This is a genomic window from Rhizobium sp. K102, assembly GCF_022385315.1.
GTDB lineage: Bacteria > Pseudomonadota > Alphaproteobacteria > Rhizobiales > Rhizobiaceae > Rhizobium > Rhizobium croatiense.
The window spans coordinates 628,229-647,586 of the sequence record NZ_CP092436.1 but is presented as its reverse complement, the minus strand read 5'-3'; the positions used below and the strand labels follow the sequence as shown (position 1 = coordinate 647,586).

Annotated in this window: 17 protein-coding genes; 9 read left to right on the top strand and 8 right to left on the bottom strand. The window is 61.3% G+C overall.

Annotated features, from left to right (window positions below; translation table 11 throughout):
• Positions 1-3 precede the first annotated feature (3 nt).
• From MHI61_RS09080 to MHI61_RS09070, 3 genes are all read right to left on the bottom strand, one after another.
• Positions 4-624, bottom strand: a complete 621-nt coding sequence (locus MHI61_RS09080; RefSeq protein ID WP_097578789.1) for a lytic transglycosylase domain-containing protein — start codon at positions 622-624, stop codon at positions 4-6.
• 262 nt (positions 625-886) lie between these two features.
• Positions 887-1,648: an N-acetylmuramoyl-L-alanine amidase gene (locus MHI61_RS09075; protein ID WP_239791741.1), complete on the bottom strand. Its 762-nt coding sequence runs from the start codon at positions 1,646-1,648 to the stop codon at positions 887-889.
• Positions 1,645-2,352 carry a DnaJ family molecular chaperone gene (locus MHI61_RS09070; protein WP_097578787.1) on the bottom strand — a complete coding sequence of 236 codons (708 nt, stop codon included), beginning with the start codon at positions 2,350-2,352 and terminating at the stop codon, positions 1,645-1,647. Before MHI61_RS09070 ends, MHI61_RS09075 begins: the two co-directional genes overlap by 4 nt.
• Before the next feature lie 479 nt (positions 2,353-2,831).
• On the opposite strand from MHI61_RS09070, the gene MHI61_RS09065 reads away from it, so the two are divergent.
• The 3 genes from MHI61_RS09065 (at position 2,832) to MHI61_RS09055 (ending at position 6,021) form a co-directional block, all read left to right on the top strand.
• The gene (locus MHI61_RS09065) at positions 2,832-4,043 is read left to right on the top strand and encodes a pyrophosphate--fructose-6-phosphate 1-phosphotransferase (protein WP_239791740.1); all 1,212 of its coding nucleotides are present in this window, start codon (positions 2,832-2,834) and stop codon (positions 4,041-4,043) included.
• Positions 4,044-4,100: 57 nt separating this feature from the next.
• Entirely contained in the window at positions 4,101-4,736 is a 636-nt protein-coding gene (locus MHI61_RS09060) for a LysE family translocator (protein WP_097578785.1), read from the top strand.
• 334 nt (positions 4,737-5,070) lie between these two features.
• Positions 5,071-6,021, top strand: a complete 951-nt coding sequence (locus MHI61_RS09055; RefSeq protein WP_239791739.1) for a lytic transglycosylase domain-containing protein — start codon at positions 5,071-5,073, stop codon at positions 6,019-6,021.
• 304 nt (positions 6,022-6,325) lie between these two features.
• On the opposite strand, the gene MHI61_RS09050 is transcribed toward MHI61_RS09055, so the two are convergent.
• A complete protein-coding gene (locus MHI61_RS09050) occupies positions 6,326-7,750 on the bottom strand; it encodes a serine hydrolase (protein ID WP_239791738.1) in 1,425 nt (474 codons plus the stop codon).
• A 192-nt stretch (positions 7,751-7,942) separates the two neighbouring features.
• On the opposite strand from MHI61_RS09050, the gene MHI61_RS09045 reads away from it, so the two are divergent.
• The 5 genes from MHI61_RS09045 (at position 7,943) to MHI61_RS09025 (ending at position 13,140) form a co-directional block, all read left to right on the top strand.
• Positions 7,943-9,187, top strand: a complete 1,245-nt coding sequence (locus MHI61_RS09045; RefSeq protein WP_239791737.1) for a DUF3419 family protein — start codon at positions 7,943-7,945, stop codon at positions 9,185-9,187.
• Positions 9,184-9,855, top strand: coding sequence for a class I SAM-dependent methyltransferase (locus tag MHI61_RS09040; RefSeq protein WP_239791736.1), 672 nt, complete (start codon positions 9,184-9,186; stop codon positions 9,853-9,855). The genes MHI61_RS09045 and MHI61_RS09040 overlap by 4 nt, the downstream gene beginning before the upstream one ends.
• A 130-nt stretch (positions 9,856-9,985) precedes the next feature.
• Complete coding sequence (locus tag MHI61_RS09035) at positions 9,986-10,783, top strand: glycoside hydrolase family 25 protein (protein WP_239791735.1); 798 nt, start codon at positions 9,986-9,988, stop codon at positions 10,781-10,783.
• Positions 10,784-10,872: 89 nt separating this feature from the next.
• The gene (locus MHI61_RS09030) at positions 10,873-12,096 is read left to right on the top strand and encodes a lytic murein transglycosylase (protein ID WP_239791734.1); all 1,224 of its coding nucleotides are present in this window, start codon (positions 10,873-10,875) and stop codon (positions 12,094-12,096) included.
• A gap of 138 nt (positions 12,097-12,234) precedes the next feature.
• Positions 12,235-13,140 carry a DMT family transporter gene (locus MHI61_RS09025; protein ID WP_239791733.1) on the top strand — a complete coding sequence of 302 codons (906 nt, stop codon included), beginning with the start codon at positions 12,235-12,237 and terminating at the stop codon, positions 13,138-13,140.
• Positions 13,141-13,596: 456 nt separating this feature from the next.
• On the opposite strand, the gene metF is transcribed toward MHI61_RS09025, so the two are convergent.
• From metF to MHI61_RS09005, 4 genes are all read right to left on the bottom strand, one after another.
• Positions 13,597-14,499 carry a methylenetetrahydrofolate reductase [NAD(P)H] gene (gene metF / locus MHI61_RS09020; RefSeq protein WP_239791732.1) on the bottom strand — a complete coding sequence of 301 codons (903 nt, stop codon included), beginning with the start codon at positions 14,497-14,499 and terminating at the stop codon, positions 13,597-13,599.
• Position 14,500: 1 nt separating this feature from the next.
• On the bottom strand, positions 14,501-15,526 hold the full coding sequence (locus MHI61_RS09015) for a metalloregulator ArsR/SmtB family transcription factor (RefSeq protein WP_239791731.1): 1,026 nt from the start codon (positions 15,524-15,526) through the stop codon (positions 14,501-14,503).
• A gap of 162 nt (positions 15,527-15,688) precedes the next feature.
• Entirely contained in the window at positions 15,689-17,338 is a 1,650-nt protein-coding gene (gene ettA / locus MHI61_RS09010; protein WP_239791730.1) for an energy-dependent translational throttle protein EttA, read from the bottom strand.
• Positions 17,339-17,436: 98 nt separating this feature from the next.
• The gene (locus MHI61_RS09005; RefSeq protein ID WP_239791729.1) at positions 17,437-18,177 is read right to left on the bottom strand and encodes a ribonuclease; all 741 of its coding nucleotides are present in this window, start codon (positions 18,175-18,177) and stop codon (positions 17,437-17,439) included.
• A 227-nt stretch (positions 18,178-18,404) separates the two neighbouring features.
• Between MHI61_RS09005 and MHI61_RS09000 the strand changes: the two genes are divergently transcribed.
• Entirely contained in the window at positions 18,405-19,355 is a 951-nt protein-coding gene (locus MHI61_RS09000; RefSeq protein ID WP_239791728.1) for an alpha/beta hydrolase, read from the top strand.
• Positions 19,356-19,358 lie beyond the last annotated feature (3 nt).

Here is a 19,358-nt window from a genome sequence, read left to right as displayed (position 1 = left end):
GGCTCAGAGCATTGCGAGAACCTTGCCGCAATAGGACTTGGACACCGGGTTCATGCGCGTGGCGCCGTGACCGGCATTGTATTTGAGGATAGTGTTGCAGGTCTCGCCACCACCGAGATCATGGGCGGCAGCGAGATATTTCATGCCGTACTTGATGTTGGTTTCCGGATCGAACAGGCCCTTGGCGCTGCCGGAATAGCCCATCATGCGGGCAGTTGCAGGCTTTATCTGCATCAGGCCGATTTCACCGTGGCTGCCGCGCGCATTCGGATTGAAATTGCTTTCGATACGGATGACAGCGGTCGCAAGCGCAACCGGTACATCATATTGGTTCGCATATTTGCTGATCAGTGCGGAATAGGAATTGCCGGAAACATTGGCGACGGGATAACCGCTCTGGCGCTCGACCGTCTTCAGTGTGCGTTCCGCCGTCTTGAGCGGACGCTTCGCCGGCTTGACCGAACGCTCCGCTTTCTTCAACGGGCGCTCTGTCTTCTTCGAAGGACGCTCGACTTTCTTCACCGGCGCATCAGCTCGCACACCCCAATCATTCGCAAAGGCAAAGCTATTTCCGGCCAGCACCATGCCAACGCATGTTGCAGCAACAACAATCAGTTTTCTCATGTAGTCTTGAACACTCCGACCCAAAGAATTTCCGGACGGCGCGCCTCGCTGTCATAATGAATACCAGATCAATGACCGAGCTGGATTCGCGGCAATTCTTATAGTTTCACATATCGCCCGTTGTTTAACTCGAAAACAACCCCGAGTACCGCTGGGCGGAGGTTCTTAGACCATCGCAATGAGGAGATAATAGGGAAATGATGTGGCAGGCCGAATTTCGCGCTGCAGTGCGAAATTCGGCGTTTCAGTTATTGTCGAGGAATCAGGAATAACGCGGCAAAGCCGACAGTAGTCGGTGCAACGTGTCGATCGTCGAGAAATCGGCGATGCCATCTATCCGTTCGGGCCGAAAATGCCGCTGGAAAGCTTCCACGTCGCCTGCCGTTTTTTCTGAAAATTGCCCCGTGATTTCAGTGCCGTAACCATAGAGCGACAGCATCGACTGCAGTGCTTCGACGGGTTGGCCGGCATCGCCGCGCTGGAAGAAGCGTCCGCCGGTGATCGTTGCCGGCTCGACCCAGTGCCCGATGCCCGCCCGGTGGAGCTCCGCCCAGGGGAACTTTTCACCCGGATCGACCTTGCGAATCGGGGCGACATCGGAATGCCCAAGCACCCGTTCCGGCGCGATCGACCAACGTTTGACACAGTCCCGACACAATTCGATTACCGCCGCGATCTGCTCTTTCGGATAGTCGGGAAGCCCGCCGGGATGGCCGGCATTGGCGATCTCAATGCCGATCGACAGCGAATTGATGTCGCTCTCGCCATGCCAGCTGCTCTTCCCGGCATGCCACGCCCGCCTGCCCTCCGGCACGAGTTGGATCACCTCGCCGCTCTCATGCACGAAATAATGGCTGGAAACCTGGCTTTCGGCGCGGCAGAGCCAGTCGAGCGCGCCATCCGGCGTCGGCATGCCGGTATAGTGCAGCAGGATCATATCCGGGCGACGCCCGTCGGCCCGCTCTCCGTGATTGGGCGACGGCCGCACGCAAGCCCCCGCGTAATCCGCCTCGAAGGAGGTCATGCGGCGCGGCGTTCCTTCTCGATTGCCGCATAGGCTGCGTTGAGTGCCGCCATGCGTTCATTGGCAATCACATGGAATTCCTTCGGCACACCGCGCGAGATCAGTCGATCGGGATGATGTTCGCTGACGAGGCCGCGGTAACGGCGGCGGATCGTCGGAAAATCGTCGGAGGGCGACACGCCGAGCACCTTGTAGGGATCGCCGCCGGACGAGACATGGCGAGCGGCGATCTGCTCGAAGCGGGTCTCGCTCATCTGAAAGATCGCGCCGATGTGACTGAGGAAATTCAATTCCTTTTCATGAATCAGCCCGTCGGCCTTGGCGATATGGAAGAGGCCATCGAGCACATCTTCCAGCACCGTGCAATTGGCCGCACAGGTAATGCAGAGCGCGGAGAGACGTTCGGCATAGGCCTCATAGCCGGCAACATCCTGACGCGCGAGATTATAAAGTCTGGCGACGTTCTTCGCTTGATCCTGCGGAAACTCGAAGATTTCGCGGAAAGCCTCGACCTCCCTCTCGCTGACGATGCCGTCGGCCTTGGCCATCTTCGCCGAAAGCGCGATGATCGCCACTGAGAAAGCGACCTTCCGCCGTGTCTCCGGATCGCCTTCGAAAACCGTGCGGATGGCCTCGACCACCGCGGACAGCGCATTGCCCGCAGTATTGCCAATGGCATTCACCAGTTTTTCCCAGAAGGACATTGAAAATCTCGCGTACTTGTCAACTTATAAGCAAACAGCTTGATCAAAGAATCGTAGCCTTTGCAAGGCGACGATTGGTCCTAGGCGCGAACACAGTTTTCACGATTTGGTAATTGTCGCACCGCAGCAAACGATTCACCTTTCGATTGAAGGAATGGCGCGCACTGCCCCACCGTTCTCACAGGCGCGCGACGCGACGCCGCAATTTCCACAACAGTTCTCGGTCCGCGTGTCGGGCTTGAAACGATTATATCAACCCTTCCGGCCGCAAAGCGGGCAAGGCTGCGTTTTTCGCAAATTCTTTACTTTACAGGCCCCCTTCCCTGCCGCATCCATGCGCTGATGCATGTCGCCCCGGAACTCTACGGCGGCCCCGGAACACGGCATGCACATACAACGGGCAAACGCATCGCATAAACGAAGTTCGATGCGACGCGCCTTAGCCAGCGCCGCCGCATCGAAACGCCATAGGAGGAATCATGGCCAAGCAGAAAGTTGCAATGCTGACCGCCGGAGGCCTCGCACCCTGTCTTTCCTCCGCTGTCGGCGGCCTCATCGAACGCTACAGCGACGTTGCCCCTGAACTCGATATCGTCGCCTATAAGTCCGGCTACCAGGGCGTACTGCTCGGCGACAGCATCGAGATCACCCGTCAGATGCGTGAAAAGGCGCCGCTGCTGCACCGCTATGGCGGCTCGCCGATCGGGAACAGCCGTGTCAAGCTCACCAACGCCGCCGACTGCGTCAAGCGCGGCCTCGTCAAGGAAGGCGAGAACCCGCTGAGGGTCGCCGCCGAACGCCTTGCCGATGACGGCATCACCATTCTCCACACGATCGGCGGCGACGACACCAACACCACAGCCGCCGACCTTGCGGCCTACCTCGCCGCCAACGGCTACGATCTGACCGTCGTCGGCTTGCCGAAGACCGTCGACAACGATGTCGTGCCGATCCGCCAGTCGCTGGGCGCCTGGACGGCCGCCGAGGTTGGCGCCAATTTCTTCGATAATGTCGGCAACGAGCAGACCGCCGCCCCCCGCACCCTCGTCATCCACGAGGTCATGGGACGCCATTGCGGTTGGCTGACGGCCGCCACCGCCCGCGCCTATCTCCAGCGCACCAGCCGCAATCAATATGTCGACGGTCTGATGATGGATGCGCAGCTGAAGGGTATCGACGCGGTCTATCTGCCCGAAATGGCGTTCGATCTCGATGCCGAGGCCGCCCGGCTGAAGGAGGTCATGGATCGCACCGGCCATGCCACCGTCTTCGTGTCGGAAGGCGCTTGCCTCGACGCCATTGTCGCCGAGCGCGAAGCCGCCGGCGAGACCGTCAAACGTGATGCCTTCGGCCATGTGAAGATCGACACGATCAACGTCGGCGCATGGTTCCAGAAGCAGTTCGCCAGCCTCCTGAACGCCGAGCGTTCCCTGGTGCAGAAATCAGGCTATTTCGCCCGCTCGGCGCCGGCAAACAGCGACGACCTCAGGCTGATCCAGAGCATGGTCGATCTCGCCGTCGAAAGCGCACTCAATAAGGTGTCCGGCGTCACCGGCCATGATGAATCGCAGAACGGTAAATTGCGCACTATAGAATTCCCGCGCATCAAGGGCGGGAAGGCTTTTGACCTTTCGACGGCATGGTTTGCCGAAGTCATGGACAATATAGGCCAGAAATACAAAGAAGCATGATTGACGGATGGTTAATAAGGTGTCTTTGCTTGTTCCTGAGGAATGGGAGGAGACACCATGTCGTTTGAAGCCTGGCTCGCTTTTGCGGCCGCATCCGCCATTATGCTGGCCATACCGGGACCGACGATACTGCTCGTGGTCTCATATGCGCTTGGCCATGGACGCAGGATGGCGTTTGCGACGGTGAGCGGCGTGGCGCTCGGCGACTTCACCGCGATGACGGCTTCACTCTTCGGTCTCGGCGCCGTCCTTGCCGCCTCTGCTACTCTTTTCACTGTCCTCAAGTGGATCGGCGGCGCCTACCTGATATGGCTCGGAATCAAGCTCTGGCGGGCTCCTGTCATCGGTGAGCCGGTTGCCGACAACGACAATCTTCCGGAGGAAAGAACGCTCAGGATTTTCCTCCACGCCTACGTCGTCACCGCCCTCAATCCGAAGAGCATCGTCTTCTTTGTCGCCTTCGTGCCGCAGTTTCTCAACCCGGCCCTCCCCTTCTTCGGGCAGATGGCGATCATGGAAGCGACCTTCCTCGTGCTGGCGATCCTCAACGCTTCCACCTACGCATTCCTCGCCCATAGGGCGCGCGGACTGATTCGCAAGGCAAGCGTCCAGCGCGCCGTAAACCGAACCGGCGGCACTCTGCTGATCGCTGCGGGCGCCGTAACGGCCGGCTATCGCCGTATTGCAGCTTAGAGCCTTCCTAGTCAGATTGAAGCGTTCTGCCGGAGCAGATTTTCGTCAGGGCAGAGGCGATTGGCGATGGGCATACCCCTTGGCACGTCCGAGCCGACCGCGTTTAATGTTGGCGAGAGATGCCCGACCTTTCGGACTGGCTGAAACGGGCCGGCCGGTCGATCATCCGACTCCGCTTGAGCCAACAGAGTGATGCAATCTGACCAGGAAAGGCTCTAAAAATTTTCCGTGGTTGCCGGAATGCCACGAATACGTTAATGGGGTCGGCAGGGTTTAAGCTTTTTAGTAACTTTTATAACGCTGCTGGGCGGCGCGATTTCACGAAAGTGACGGAATGGTAGCGATCGGATTGTCCGGCCTGAAACGCAGTCTTGTCGTTTCTACGGTTCTCTGCTGCGGCGTGATGACTGGCTGCACGAGCGTCGAATACACGTCTCAGGCCGAACTGACAGCCGCTCAGACCGTGGTGCCGACACCCAAGCCCGGCGAAGACGTCACATTGGCCGCAATCCCGACGGCCGAGGGCGCAGCTGGCCAGGCTGTCGCGAGCGCCATGCTTCCGCAAACGCAGACGTCGCCCTCTCTGACCGCAACGGCGATGCCGACGGTTGGCGCGTCTCAGCCCGCCGATCTCACCATGCAGGCAGGCATACAGCCGGCAGCCTATGCGCAGATCCCCCTGACGCCCGAGATGACGGCGATCCAATCCGTCGTGCCGACGCCGCGTCCGGTGGCCCCGGCACAGCCGGCGACGCAGCTTGCCTTTGCCGCGACACCGCAGAACAATGCGCTTACGGCACTTGCGGCAGTCGACACGACGCCGCGTTCCAGCATGGATTACGGCTTCGACGAATCCGGTCCGATCGATCCGCCGACGGCTCCCCCAATGTTCAGCGACGACGATAAGGACGACGCGCCGACCGTCGAGAAGAGTTTCGTCACCAAGCTCATCCAGAAATATTCGAAGATTTATGCGATTCCCGAGACGCTGCTCCACCGCATCGTCCATCGCGAGAGCCGCTACAATCCGAAGGCTTACAACAAGCGCGGCTATTTCGGCCTTATGCAGATCAAGTACAATACCGCCAAATCGATGGGCTATGACGGTGCGCCGGGCGGCCTCTTCGATGCCGAGACCAACATCAAATATGCCGCGAAATATCTGCGTGGCGCCTGGCTCGTCTCTGACAACAAGGAAGATGATGCCGTCCGCCTCTATGCGCGGGGCTATTATTATGACGCCAAGCGCAAGGGCATGAACGACATCGCCCATGGCAATTACTGACAACCACAATAGAGCCTTTCCTGGTTAGATTGAAGCATTCTGCCGGAGCAGGTTTTCGTCAGGGCAGAGGCGATTGGCGACGGGCATACCCCTTGGTACGTCCGAGCCGATCGCCTCTGATCCTGGCGGAAAGATGCCCGGCCTTTCAGGTTGGCTGAAACGGGCCGTCTGCTCGACCGGCCGGCTTGGCCGTAGAGCGGGGCTACGACGCGCGCCGGCCGGTCGACCATCCGACTCCGTTTGAGCCAACAGAATGCTTCAATCTAACCAGGAAAGGCTCTAGAAACGGATTCGATGCTGCCGCCTATGGCTGCGTCTCGACCTGCCGCTCTGGTCCTGCCTGCTGTTGCGGCACTCGCGATTGCGGCGACGCCTCCAGGACCGCCTTGAGAAGCGCCTGCGGCTGATAGCCGAGCCAGCCCGGCGTCAGGCCGAGCCGGACGATGACCAGATTGGCGGAGGGCACGATCGCCATGCTCTGCCCGTCATGCCCCGACAGCCAGAACGTATCCTCCGGCAGCCCGAACGCGGCGTTCGAGCTGCCGGGCGCAAGCCACGCCTGGACTTGCGTATAGCGGCCGTTCGACGCTGCCGTCGGCGTGCGCATGGCGCCGACGAACCCCTCCGGCAGCAATCGCCGGCCATTCCACACGCCATCCTGCAGCAGGAACTGTCCGAAGCGGGCCCAGTCATGCGCCGTCGCGTAGAGATAGGAGCTTCCGGCAAAGGTGCCGCGCGCGTCGAGTTCGAAGACGGCGCTGCTCATGCCGAGCGGGGAGAAGAGCGCGTCATGCGGATAAGAAAAAGCTGCTTGCGCATTGCCGACCTTGTCCATCCAGATGCGTGACAAGAGCACCGCCGTGCCGCTCGAATAGCGGAAGCGCTGGCCGGGTGCCGCCTCCATCGGCACATTGGCCGGCAGCGATACCATGTCGGGATCGAGATAAAGCATACGCGTCACATCGGCGACGCTGCCATAATCCTCATTGAAGGCAAGGCCGCTCTCCATGCCGAGCAGGTCGGAGACCTTGATCCTGGAGCGCTGATCGTCCTTCCATTGCGCCATCAAGTGATCGTCGTCGAAGGAAACCTTGCCGTCGAGCATCAGGCGGCCGAGGATGGCTGCGTTCACCGTCTTCGTCATCGACCAGCCGATCAGCGGCGTCTTCGCCGAAAATCCGCGGCCATAGGCTTCGGCGACGATACGACCGTCGCGCACGACCACGATCGCCCGCATCGCCGGGCCGGCAAAGCGGGAATCGGCCAGCACCGCGGCGATCTTCGCGTCCGGCTGATTGCCGCTGCCCTCGCCTTGCGGCCATACCGCGTCGTTCGCCTGCATCTTGGCCGGTGCATCGAACGGCACCGCGTTAATCGCCGCCTCGAAATTGCCGTCCGGCACGCTGGTGCAGCCGAGACTGCCGCGATAGAGCGCATAACTCGATGCGAACAGCCCCATGAAGCGCGCTGTCACCCGGCCGCTGTCGCGCTCGACACTGACGCGCACCAGCCTCAGCAGCGGATTTCCCGGCGCCTGGACGTCGTCATGCAGCACATCGTCGGCATCCCGGCCGGCAATGAAGACATTCGAGCAGACGATCTTGGCGGCGTAGCCGTCCCCGACGCGCAACAGCTCCGGCGGCCGGGCGAAGAGCCAGCCGGTCCCGGCAGCGATGATGAGAACCACAAGGAGAGCAAGCGCCTTCAGGACACGCAGCACAAATCGCATGGCATTCCTCCATGCCGGGAGAGAAGCAGGAATCGCGCCGGTCGGAAAGGGGGGCGGCGCGAAGAAGGCGCGCCATTCCGATCACTCTTCATTGATGCCGGAGCCTCCCGAGACCGGCGCCCACAGCCCGCGTCATCAAACTGTAGCAGTGGCGCGCTACACGCCCTGAACGCTAAAAAGGTGACAGAACTCATGTCAGAATTTGCACCGGATGCCGGCTTCCGCAAGAACCGGAAACTCAAGGACGCCCTTCTCCGCCACAAGGCTTTTTCGAAGGAAGGTTTTTCCGAGCGTCTCTTCGGCCTCCTCTTCTCCGGCCTCGTCTACCCGCAGATCTGGGAAGATCCGGATCTCGACATGCAGGCGATGGAGCTGAAGCCCAACCATCGCATCGTCACCATCGGATCCGGCGGCTGCAACATGCTCGCCTATCTCTCCAAGGCGCCGGCCTCGATCGACGTCGTCGATCTCAACCCGCACCATATCGCGCTGAACCGCCTGAAGCTTGCCGCCTTCAAGCATCTGCCGGATCACGCCGACCTCGTCCGCTTCCTGGCAATGCCGAACGAAAAATCGAACAGCCGCGCCTACGACCGGCATCTTGCCGCCAGGCTCGACGAGACGACCCGCAGCTACTGGAACGGCCGCAAGTTCGGCCGCCGCCGCGTCACCGTCTTCGACCGCAACATCTATGAAACCGGCCTGCTCGGCCGCTTCATCGGCGCAGCCCACCTTCTTGCCCGCCTGCACGGCGTCAAGCTGCGCGAGATGACCAAGACCCGGTCGATCCGCGAGCAGCGCCAGTTCTTCGACGAGCAGATCGCGCCGCTTTTCGAAAAACCGGTCGTGCGCTGGATCACCGGCCGCAAGAGCTCGCTCTTCGGCCTCGGCATTCCGCCGCAGCAATATGACGAGCTCGCAAGCCTTGCTGCCGATCATTCGATCGCGCCGGTGCTGAAGCACCGCCTGGAAAAGCTCGCCTGTCATTTCCCGATGCGCGACAACTATTTCGCCTGGCAGGCCTTCGGCCGCCGCTACGGCACGCAAGAGGAAGGCCCGCTGCCGACCTATCTGAAGCCGGAGCACTATGAGGTGATCCGCGCCAATGTCGACCGCGTCAACGTTCACCACGCAAGCTTCACCGAGCTTCTGGCCCGCGAGCCGGCCGCCTCGCGCGACCGCTACATTCTGCTCGACGCGCAGGACTGGATGACCGACGGGCAGTTGAACGACGTCTGGCGGGAAATCACCCGCACGGCGCGCGACGGCGCCCGGGTGATCTTCCGCACCGCCGCCGAAAAGAGCATCATCGAAGGCCGCCTGTCTCCTTCGATCCGCGACCAATGGGACTACTTCGAAGAGAAGTCACGCGAACTGACCGCGCTCGATCGCTCGGCGATCTATGGCGGCTTCCACATCTACGGGAAGAAGGCGTGAGCAAGGTCGGCACCGAGACGGCGGGAATGAGCGACGAACATGCCAGCCTGATGGATGGCATGTACCGCTACCAGCGCCATATCTACGACCTGACGCGCAAATATTACCTTCTCGGCCGCGACAGAACGATCCGCAATCTCGACGTGCCCGAGGGCGGCACCCTGCTCGAAGTCGGCTGCGGCACCGGTCGCAACATGGCCTTCGCCCACAGGCATTTCCCGACTGCCAAGCTGTTCGGCCTCGACATTTCCCAGGAAATGCTGATTTCAGCCCGCAAGACCTTCGCCACCAAGGCGACGATTCCGGAATTCCGCGTCGCCGACGCCACGGCCTTCACGCCGCGCGAATTCGGCGTCAGCGGATTCGACCGCATCCTGATCTCCTATGCCCTGTCGATGATCCCGGATTGGGAGCGCGCCGTCGATGCGTCGATCGCCGCACTCAATCCCGGCGGCCAGCTGCACATCGTCGATTTCGGCCAGCAGGAAGGCCTGCCGCGCTGGTTCCGCCGCATGCTCCAGTCCTGGCTCGCCAAGTTCCACGTCACCCCGCGCCGCGACCTGCGCGAGGTCCTGGAAGCCCAAGCCGAAGAGAACAATGCGCGATTGATCTTCGAAACCGTCGGCGGCGGTTATGCCTGGCGGGCCGCAATTGTCAGCAAGCGCTGATAATTCGCTTGAAACTAACCGATTTTTTACGTTGATATGGTGAAAAGAGGGTTATTCCTCTGCTGGGCTCGTCATTTTCGAAGGTCAGGCTGTGGGGCAAAGAGATCATTCGGTTCACGACGGGATACCCATGCGCCGGCTTTTGTTTTGCGTTCTGCCTCTGGCCATCATGGTCGCCGGCTGCTCCTCCTCCGGTTATGACTCCTTCGAAACGGCATCGATCAACCCGAAAACGCGCTTCAAGGACACCGATCCGCAGAATTTTGGCGCGAAGCACCCGCATCAGAACGATGTGCACGGCATCGACATCTCCAAATGGCAGGGTGATATCGACTGGGCGAGCGTGAAGAATTCGGGCGTCGCCTTCGCCTTCATCAAGGCGACGGAAGGCAAGGACAGGCTCGATGCCCGCTTCGATGGATATTGGCGCGAGGCCCGCGCCGCCGGCATCCCGCACGCTCCCTATCATTTCTATTATTTCTGCTCCTCGGCCGACCAGCAGGCCGATTGGTTCATAAGCAACGTCCCGAAGGACGCCATGCGCCTGCCACCGGTGCTCGACGTCGAATGGAACGGCGAATCGAAGACCTGCCGCTATCGCCCCGATCCGGCAACCGTGCGCGCCGAAATGCAGCGCTTCATGGACCGGCTGGAGGCCTATTACGGCAAACGCCCGATCATCTACACTTCGGTCGATTTCCACCGGGAGAATCTCGTCGGCCACTTCCCGGATTATCATTTCTGGGTGCGCTCCGTGGCCAAGCACCCCGAGGCGACCTATTCCGACCGCCGCTGGGCCTTCTGGCAGTATACCTCGACCGGCGTTGTTCCCGGCATCAAGGGGCCGACCGACATCAACGTCTTTGCCGGCAGCGCAAAGAACTGGAACAACTGGGTCGCGACCGTTTCCAAGGATAGAAATTCTTAGTAACCTCTTTCAATGTTTCTTGCTTCCGTCACATTCCTCTGGGAAAGCGACGGCATCCATTTGCTATTTTTCTATAAGGACCGCATTTCATGCACCGCTCGCTCACAAGCCGCTCTGCACTCGCCTTCCTGTTTGCCCTGACCTTTGCCGGCGGTGCGGCCGCCCAGCAGGCGCCTGCCGCCTCCGCCCCCTCGGCAGCGCCCTGCGGCGGCGATCTGTCCGCCTTCCTTGAGGGCGTCAAGGCCGATGCGGTTGCCGCGGGCGCCAGTGGCGCGGCCGCCGACCAAGCTCTTGCCGGTGCCGAGATCGACCAGAAGGTGCTTAGCCGGGATCGCGCCCAGGGCGTCTTCAAGCAGACCTTCCTCGAATTTTCCCAGCGTACCGTCAGCCAGGCCCGCCTCGACATCGGCCGCCAGAAGATGAAGCAGTATGCCGACGTCTTTGCCCGGGCCGAGCAGGAATTCGGCGTTCCCGCGGGCGTCATCACCGCCTTCTGGGCGATGGAAACCGATTTCGGCGCCGTCCAGGGCGACTTCAACACCCGCAACGCGCTGGTGACGCTGTCACACGATTGCCGTCGCCCGGAGCTCTTCCGCCCGCAGCTGATCGCTCTCATCGAGATGGTCCAGCACGGCGACCTCGACCCTGCCACCAACACCGGCGCCTGGGCCGGCGAAATCGGCCAGGTGCAGATGCTGCCGCGCGACATCATCGCCTACGGCATGGACGGCGATGGCGACGGCCATGTCCGCCTGAAGCAGAGCAGCCCTGACGCCGTCCTGACGGCGGCGAAATTCATCCAGCACCTCGGCTTCGAGCGCGGCCAGCCCTGGCTGCAGGAAGTCACCCTGCCCGACAATCTGCCATTCGAGAAATCCGGCCTTGGCGGCACGATGAAGGCCAGCGAGTGGTTCGCGCTCGGCGTCGAGCCGCGCGACGGCAACACCGCTTTCGGCGATCTCGAGGGCGACCTTGTGCTGCCGCAGGGCCGCATGGGACCGGCCTTCATCGCCTATCCGAATTTCAAGATCTATCTCGAATGGAACAAGTCGTTCATCTATACGACGTCGGCCGCCTATTTCGCGACCCGGCTTTCCGGCGCCCCGACCTATCTCAAGGGCACGCCTGAACAGGGTCTTGCCAACGACCAAATGAAGACGCTGCAGACCAAGCTGCAGTCGCTCGGCCACGATGTCGGCGAGATCGACGGCATCCTCGGCTCCGGCACGCGTATCGCGATCCAGAAGGAACAACAGCGTCTCGGCATACCGGCCGACGGCTGGGCGACGCCGGCGCTCCTCAACGCCCTCTGATCGCCGCTGCCGCTCCGCCGCTCGCTTCGCAAGAAACGGGTGGCGCCGCGCGCCATCGGCGTTAAGGCAGATGGTGAGGATCCGCGGTCGGGTTTCGATGCGACGGCGGCGACGCGGCTTGGGATGGAGGAAGGCGGCATGGACAACAGAATGAATGCCTGGACCTGGAGCCTGCTGCTCCTGCTCGGTCTCATCTGGGGCGGCTCTTTCTTCTTTGCCAGCATCGCCGTCCAACATGTCCCGCCGCTGACCCTCGTCTTCCTCCGGCTGCTGCTGGCCGCGATTGCGCTGCACATCTACATCGCCGGCCGTTTCGGCATCTATCCGATCCTGGGAGCCCGCTGGCGCGAATTCCTGATCCTCGGGCTCATCAACAATGCCCTGCCGCACGCTCTGATCTTCTTCGGCCAGACCCGTATCGGCGCCGGCCTTGCGGCGATCCTGAACGCGACGACGCCGATTTGGACCGTGTTGATCGCCAACTACGTCACATCAGACGAGAAGCTGTCATCTGCCAAGATTGCCGGCTGCCTCGTCGGCCTGGCCGGAACGATCGTGCTGATCAGCCCCAGCCTGTCGGCCAGTGGCGAAGCGCCGCTCTGGGCGCTGCTGCTTCCGGTACTTGCCGCCGTCTCCTATGGGTTCGCAGCCACCTACGGCAAGCGGTTCAAGACTATTCCGGCCCCCGTTACCGCAGCCGGCCAGCTGACGGCGTCCTCGTTGATCACCTTGCCACTGTCGCTCTTGGCCGATCATCCCTGGGCGCTCCCCTGGCCAACGCTCGATATCGTCGTCGCCGTACTGGCGCTGGCGCTGGTATCGACCGCCTTCGCTTATATTCTCTATTTCCGGATCATGGCGGCGGCCGGCGCCACCAACGCCTCGCTCGTCACGCTGCTGGTGCCGCCGAGCGCCATCCTTCTCGGTGTGCTTTTCCTCGGCGAGCGGCTCACCCTTGCCGAACTCGCCGGCATGGCGCTGATCGGCTTCGGCCTTGTCATTCTCGACGGCCGTGCCTATCGCCTGCTGGCCAGGGCAGCGTGAAGTATAGTTGCAAATCCCGCATGATTTCAACCGCTTGACTGCGCGCCATGTTTCAGGCGCATAGGTAAATCGGCAATCGCCCGATTTAACCGCATGTTAAATTTTGTGAATAAGATTTTGTCGCGAATAGGCCTTCGATTTCAACGGCTTGCGGATTTGCTGTCCGACTTATCCACCGCTCTGTTCCGCGGTGCAGCATAGATTCCGCTTCCCAATCGACACATTTCCGACATATTATTGGCACGTTAACGCGAGGAGACAGACATGGGACTCACGCAATCCTTGAATGTTCTGTTGGTCAGTGCAGCGTTTGCCTTCGTCCTGTCCATGCTCTTTATCTGAGCTGGCCGGCGGGGTGTGACGACTGGTAGTACCTGAACTCCCCTGATCAATCCGCCAATGAAAAAGCGCATGTCCCGCCCGACATGCGCTTTTCACTTTGATGGACGCGGAAAATCAGGCAGCCGCGCCGGCGTTTTTTGCCGCCCGGCGGGAGAGGCTGAGATTGTCGAGCACGGCGGAAACCAGCGGCGAACGGTTCATCGTATAGAGATGGAAATCGCGGATGCCGCGCCGGACGAGATCTTCGATCTGCTCGGTGGCGACATCGGCTGCGACCTTCGCCCGTTCTTCGGGCTTGTCGTCAAAGCCCGCAAAACGCTCGTCAAGGAAGCCGGGGATGATCGCCCCGCAGGCGCCGGCAAAACGCTTGAGCTGCGTCAGGTTCTGGATCGGCATGATGCCGGGCACGATCGGGATCGAAATGCCGGCCTTGCGCACCCGCTCCAGGTAACGCTCGAAATTGTCGTTGTCGAAGAAGAACTGCGTCAGCGCCCGGTCGGCGCCGTTGTCGGCCTTGCGTTTCAGCATGTCGATATCGGCGGCTGTGTCGCGGCTTTCCGGATGCTTTTCCGGATAGGCGGAGACTGAGATTTCGAAATCGCCGATCGCCTTGAGGCCGGCCACGAGCTCCGCCGCATTGGCATAGCCGCCGGGATGCGGCTGGTAGGGCGCGCCGGCACCGCCCGGTGCATCGCCGCGCAGCGCCACGAAATGCGTCACGCCGACCTTGCGGAAGGTCTCAATCATCTGATGCGTCTCTTCCTTCGTCGCGCCGACGCAGGTCAGGTGCGAAGCGGTGGCAAGCGGCGTCTGCGACAGGAAACGCGTGACGGCGGTCAGCGTCGGCGCCTTGGTGGTGCCGCCGGCGCCGTAGGTCACCGAGACGAAATCCGGATCCCAGTCCTGCAGCTCACTGACGGTATTCCAGAGCTGACCTTCCATCTCTTCCGATTTCGGCGGGAAGAATTCGAACGAGATCCCGATGTCGCGCGCCTGCGCTTCGTTTTTCAAAGCCATGTCATACTCTCCCGGCAAATGTAGGTTCGGCGCCTTCGCTTAGTTGCGAAGCCATCAGGCGCCTCGGATCGCGCGCGAGCCAGACGGTGACCGTCAGCCCCTGCCCGCTCTGCTGACCCGGATGAAGATCGACGACCTGCTCGACATCGAGCCCGGCCTTGCGCAGCCAGTCGGACATCGCCTGGTGCGAAAAGCCGAGGCGGACATGCGCATGCTCGTCGCGGAGATATTCGAGCGTATGCGGCGCAAGGTCGATGACGACGAGCCGGCCGCCCGGCCGCAGCATCCGTGCCGCTTCGGTGATGGCAATCTCCGGCTGGTCGAAGAAATGCAGCACCTGGTGGATCGTTACCAGGTCGAAATCCTGTCCCTCGAACGGCAGGTTCAAAATATCGGCGTGGCGCACGGTGGCCTTGGTGATGCGGGACTTGTCGAGATTGGCGCGCGCCACGCTCAGCATGTCGCGGCTGGCATCGACACCGATCGCCCGGCGGTAGAGCCCGGCCAGGAGTTCGAGGATGCGGCCGGTGCCGGTGCCGAGATCGAGCAGCGAATCGATCGGCTGGCTGCCGAGCAGCCGGATGACGGCGGCATCGACTTCCTCGTCGGCCGCATGCAGGCGGCGAAGTTCGTCCCATTCCGCCGCGTTGCGGCTGAAATAGGCCTGCGCCCGCTCGGCCCGCTGGCGTTTGACCGCCGACAGCCGCTCGCCGTCACGAAGGACGGTCGGATCGTTTTCGGAGACATGCTTCAGCAAGGCCCGCACGAGCATTGCCGCCTTGCCGTCCTGCTTGAGGCGGAAATAGGCCCAGGCGCCTTCCTGATAGCGCTCAATCAGTTCGGCCTCGCCAAGCAGCTTCAAGTGGCGGGAGATACGCGGCTGGGACTGGCCGAGAATTTCGGTCAGATCGGTGACCGTCAGATCGCCGGCGTCGAGAAGCGCCAGAAGCCGCAGACGCGTCGGCTCGCCGGCCGCCTTCAAGACGTCCACCAAACCATCCAGTCCAAGCTTCAAAGGTTCACTCATCATTAGCCCAATCAAGATATAAAGATATCTTTATGTGATTTGAAAAGCGGTGGCAAGCGGCAATTCGCACTCTCCGCGAAATTGCCTGCTCAAATTGCGACAGGGCCGGATACGAAAAAGCCCCGGGCAAACCGGGGCTTTCTCAATCGAAAAGAAGGACGATCAGCGCGTCAGGCGCTTATGCGCCTGGCTGCCCGGGTTGAGGGCATCGGGGCCGAGGCGGCGGATCTTGTCCTGTTCATAATCCTCGAAGTTGCCTTCGAACCATTCGACATGGCCCTCGCCTTCGAAAGCGAGAATGTGTGTTGCCAAACGGTCGAGGAACATGCGGTCGTGGCTGATGATGATGGCGCAGCCGGCGAAGTTTTCCAGCGCGTTTTCCAGCGCGCCCAGCGTTTCCGTGTCGAGGTCGTTGGTCGGCTCGTCGAGCAGCAGGACATTGCCGCCGGCCTTCAGCATCTTGGCAAGGTGAACTCGATTGCGCTGACCGCCGGAGAGATTGCCGACCTTCTGCTGCTGATCGCCGCCCTTGAAGTTGAAGGCGCCGCAATAGGCACGGGAGTTCATGTCGAACTTACCGAGCTTGATGATTTCGGCGCCGCCGGAGATTTCCTCCCAGACCGTCTTGTCGGCGGCAAGCGCGTCACGGCTCTGGTCGACATAACCGAGATGCACGGTCTCGCCGATGCGGATCGAACCGCTATCCGGCTTTTCCTGGCCGGTGATCATCCTGAACAGCGTCGTCTTGCCGGCGCCGTTCGGCCCGATAATGCCGACGATGCCGCCGGGCGGCAGTTTGATCGACAGGTCGTTGATCAGTGTGCGGCCCTCGAAGCCCTTGGTGATGCCTTCCATCTCAATGACCACCTGGCCGAGGCGCTCGCTGACCGGGATGATGATCTGCGCGTCGCCGGGACGCTGCTTTTCGGCGGCATCCACCAACTGCTCGTATGACTTGATACGCGCCTTGGACTTGGCCTGACGCGCCTTCGGGCTGGAGGCGATCCATTCCTGTTCGCGGCTGATGGCCTTCTGGCGCGAGGCCTCTTCGCGGTTTTCCTGCAGCATGCGCTTGGCTTTCGCCTGCAGGTAGGCCGAGTAATTGCCTTCGTAGGGAATGCCGCGGCCGCGGTCGAGTTCGAGGATCCATCCGGTGACGTTGTCGAGGAAGTAACGATCGTGGGTGATCATCATCACCGCGCCGGGATAGTCGCGCAGATGCTTTTCGAGCCAGGCGATGGTTTCGGCGTCGAGATGGTTGGTCGGTTCGTCGAGCAACAGCAGATCCGGCTGCGAAAGCAGCAGGCGGCAGAGCGCGATACGGCGGCGTTCACCACCGGACAGGCTGGTGACATCGGCGTCGCGCGGCGGGCAGCGCAGGGCTTCCATCGCCATCTCGACCTGGCTTTCCAGATCCCAGAGGTTCTGGCTGTCGATGATGTCCTGCAGCTTGGCGCCCTCTTCCGCGGTCTCGTCGGAATAGTTCATCATCAATTCGTTGTAGCGATCGAGGATCGCCGTCTTCGAGGCAACGCCTTCCATGACGTTTTCGAACACCGTCTTGTTCGGGTCGAGACGCGGTTCCTGCTCGAGATAGCCGACGGTGGCACCCTCGGCCAGCCAGGCTTCGCCCGTATACTCCTTGTCCTGGCCGGCAATGATGCGCAGCACAGTGGATTTACCGGCGCCGTTCGGCCCGAGGATGCCGATCTTGGCATCCGGGTAGAAAGAAAGGTGGATGTTCTCCAGGATCTTCTTGTTGCCATAGGCCTTGTTGAGGCCGGACATATGATAGATGAATTGACGTGCCATGCTGCGCTGCTCCGGGCGGGAAACTTCGTTTCGTGCCGCTATGTAGGCGAAACAGCGCCTGTGGGCAACGCCGAAACCCGGTTTAGGCAGGATTCCGGTCAGAAGCCCGCCGCATCGACGACACCTTCATCGCAGCCGAAAGAGGTTTTTCCCGCCCCCTGGATCAGATCGCCAAGGCCGCCGCTTTTTGCCGCCGCCGTTCCCGCATCCTGAGACAGCCCGATCGTCAGCTCGCTGATCATCCTGACATTGCCGGCCCGCCGGCAGCTCATCTTGACGCGGTCGCCCGCACCCGGCCCGAAGCTCTTGTCGAAAGCCGCCTTGATCGCATCGGACTTGACCGTCTTGCCGATATTGGCGGCGAAGAGGTCGCGCACGGCCGATGCGTTGAGCGCACTCACGAGATGGACGCTGACGCCGAAATAATCTTCCGCGCTCATTTTCGTGCAGGTGCCATGCTTTGTCCATTCGTGCCGTTCCAGGCCGGACTGCGTGCCGGGCATCGCCTTGGCCAGCGCCGCCTGCGTCTCGGCCGAAAGCGTGACCGCCGGCAGTGTAGACCATTTGCCGTCCTTGTCGGCAGCCTTCTGGTCGTCGCTGACGCCGCAATAATCTTGTCGCATCGGCCAGAGACCGTGCAGCGAGAAATTCGTTGCGTCGTGGCGCTCGCCGGTCTGGCTTGCGCATTCGGCCTTCTTCTGGTTTGTCTGACAGAAGGCGGGCTGCCAGCTCGCCGCAAGAATGAAACGGGTGCGTCCCGTGGCCTCCTGCGCCATGGCGGCGCCGGCAAGGGCCATCGATACGGCGAACGTCAAGGTACGCAACTGCATGCTGCTCATTTCAACCCCCATAGAAGAACAATACAGGAACAGATAAGCACAAAGAGTAAACGACAGCAACCCTGAATCGCAAATATTCCTTTAATTTGTTATCGACTGCGTTCGGCGCCTTAAAGTCACGCACCCGACGCTTTGTCACTTTGAGTTGAAGCATAATTGCTTAAAGCGATTTCGCTTTCGGAAATTATGCGCTAGCGATCTGTTCTGCTGCGGCAGGTAGGATCCGAATGTTTTCTGAAACGCAATGGCTCTCCGTGCCGGGAGCATCGCTGGCTTATCACCATGCCGAGGCCACCGGCCCCGCATGCGGCATTCTGTTGATATCGCACGGCCTGGCGGAGCACTCGAAGCGGTATCGCCGCTTTGCCGAGGCGATGGCGGCGCGCGGCTATCACGTCTATGCCCATGATCACCGCGGCCATGGCGAGACGACGGCGCTCGACGCGCCGATCGGCCGCTTCGCGCGGCGGGATGGAGTCGAACGGGTGATCGGCGACATCATGGCCATGCGCGCCCATGCGGCCTCGCGCCATCCCGGCCTAAAGGTGATCCTCTTCGGCCATTCGATGGGTGGCCTTATCGCGCTCAATGCCGCCGTCGCCGCTCCTGCCGAATTCGACGCGGTCGCCGTCTGGAATTCGAATTTCGCCGTCGGTCTTGCCGGCCGAGCCGCCCAGGCGATCCTCATTGCCGAACGCATGCTGAAAGGCTCGGACGTGCCGAGCGGCCTCCTGCCGAAACTCACCTTCGCCGCCTGGGGCCGGTCCATTGCCAACCGCCGCACGGAATTCGACTGGCTTTCGCATATTCCCGATGAAGTCGACAAATATGTCGCCGACCCTCTTTGCGGCTTCGACGCCTCGGTTTCGCTCTGGCTCGATGTCTTCGAACTAACCTTCCGCGCACCGCAAAAGATCCATCTCGACCGGCTGCGGCATGACCTGCCGATCCATCTGGTCGGCGGCGCAGAAGATCCGGCGACGGAGCGTGGAAAAGCCGTGGTCTGGCTGTCGAACCATTTGAAAGGCCATGGCTTCTCCCGTATCAGCACCGAGATATATCAGGACACGCGGCACGAAACGCTGAATGAGGTCGGCGCAGATGCAGCCATTTCCGCCTTCGCGGACTGGTGTGACGGCGCGGTCAGCAAAAGCCGGAACGGCCAAAATCCCGGATAACGA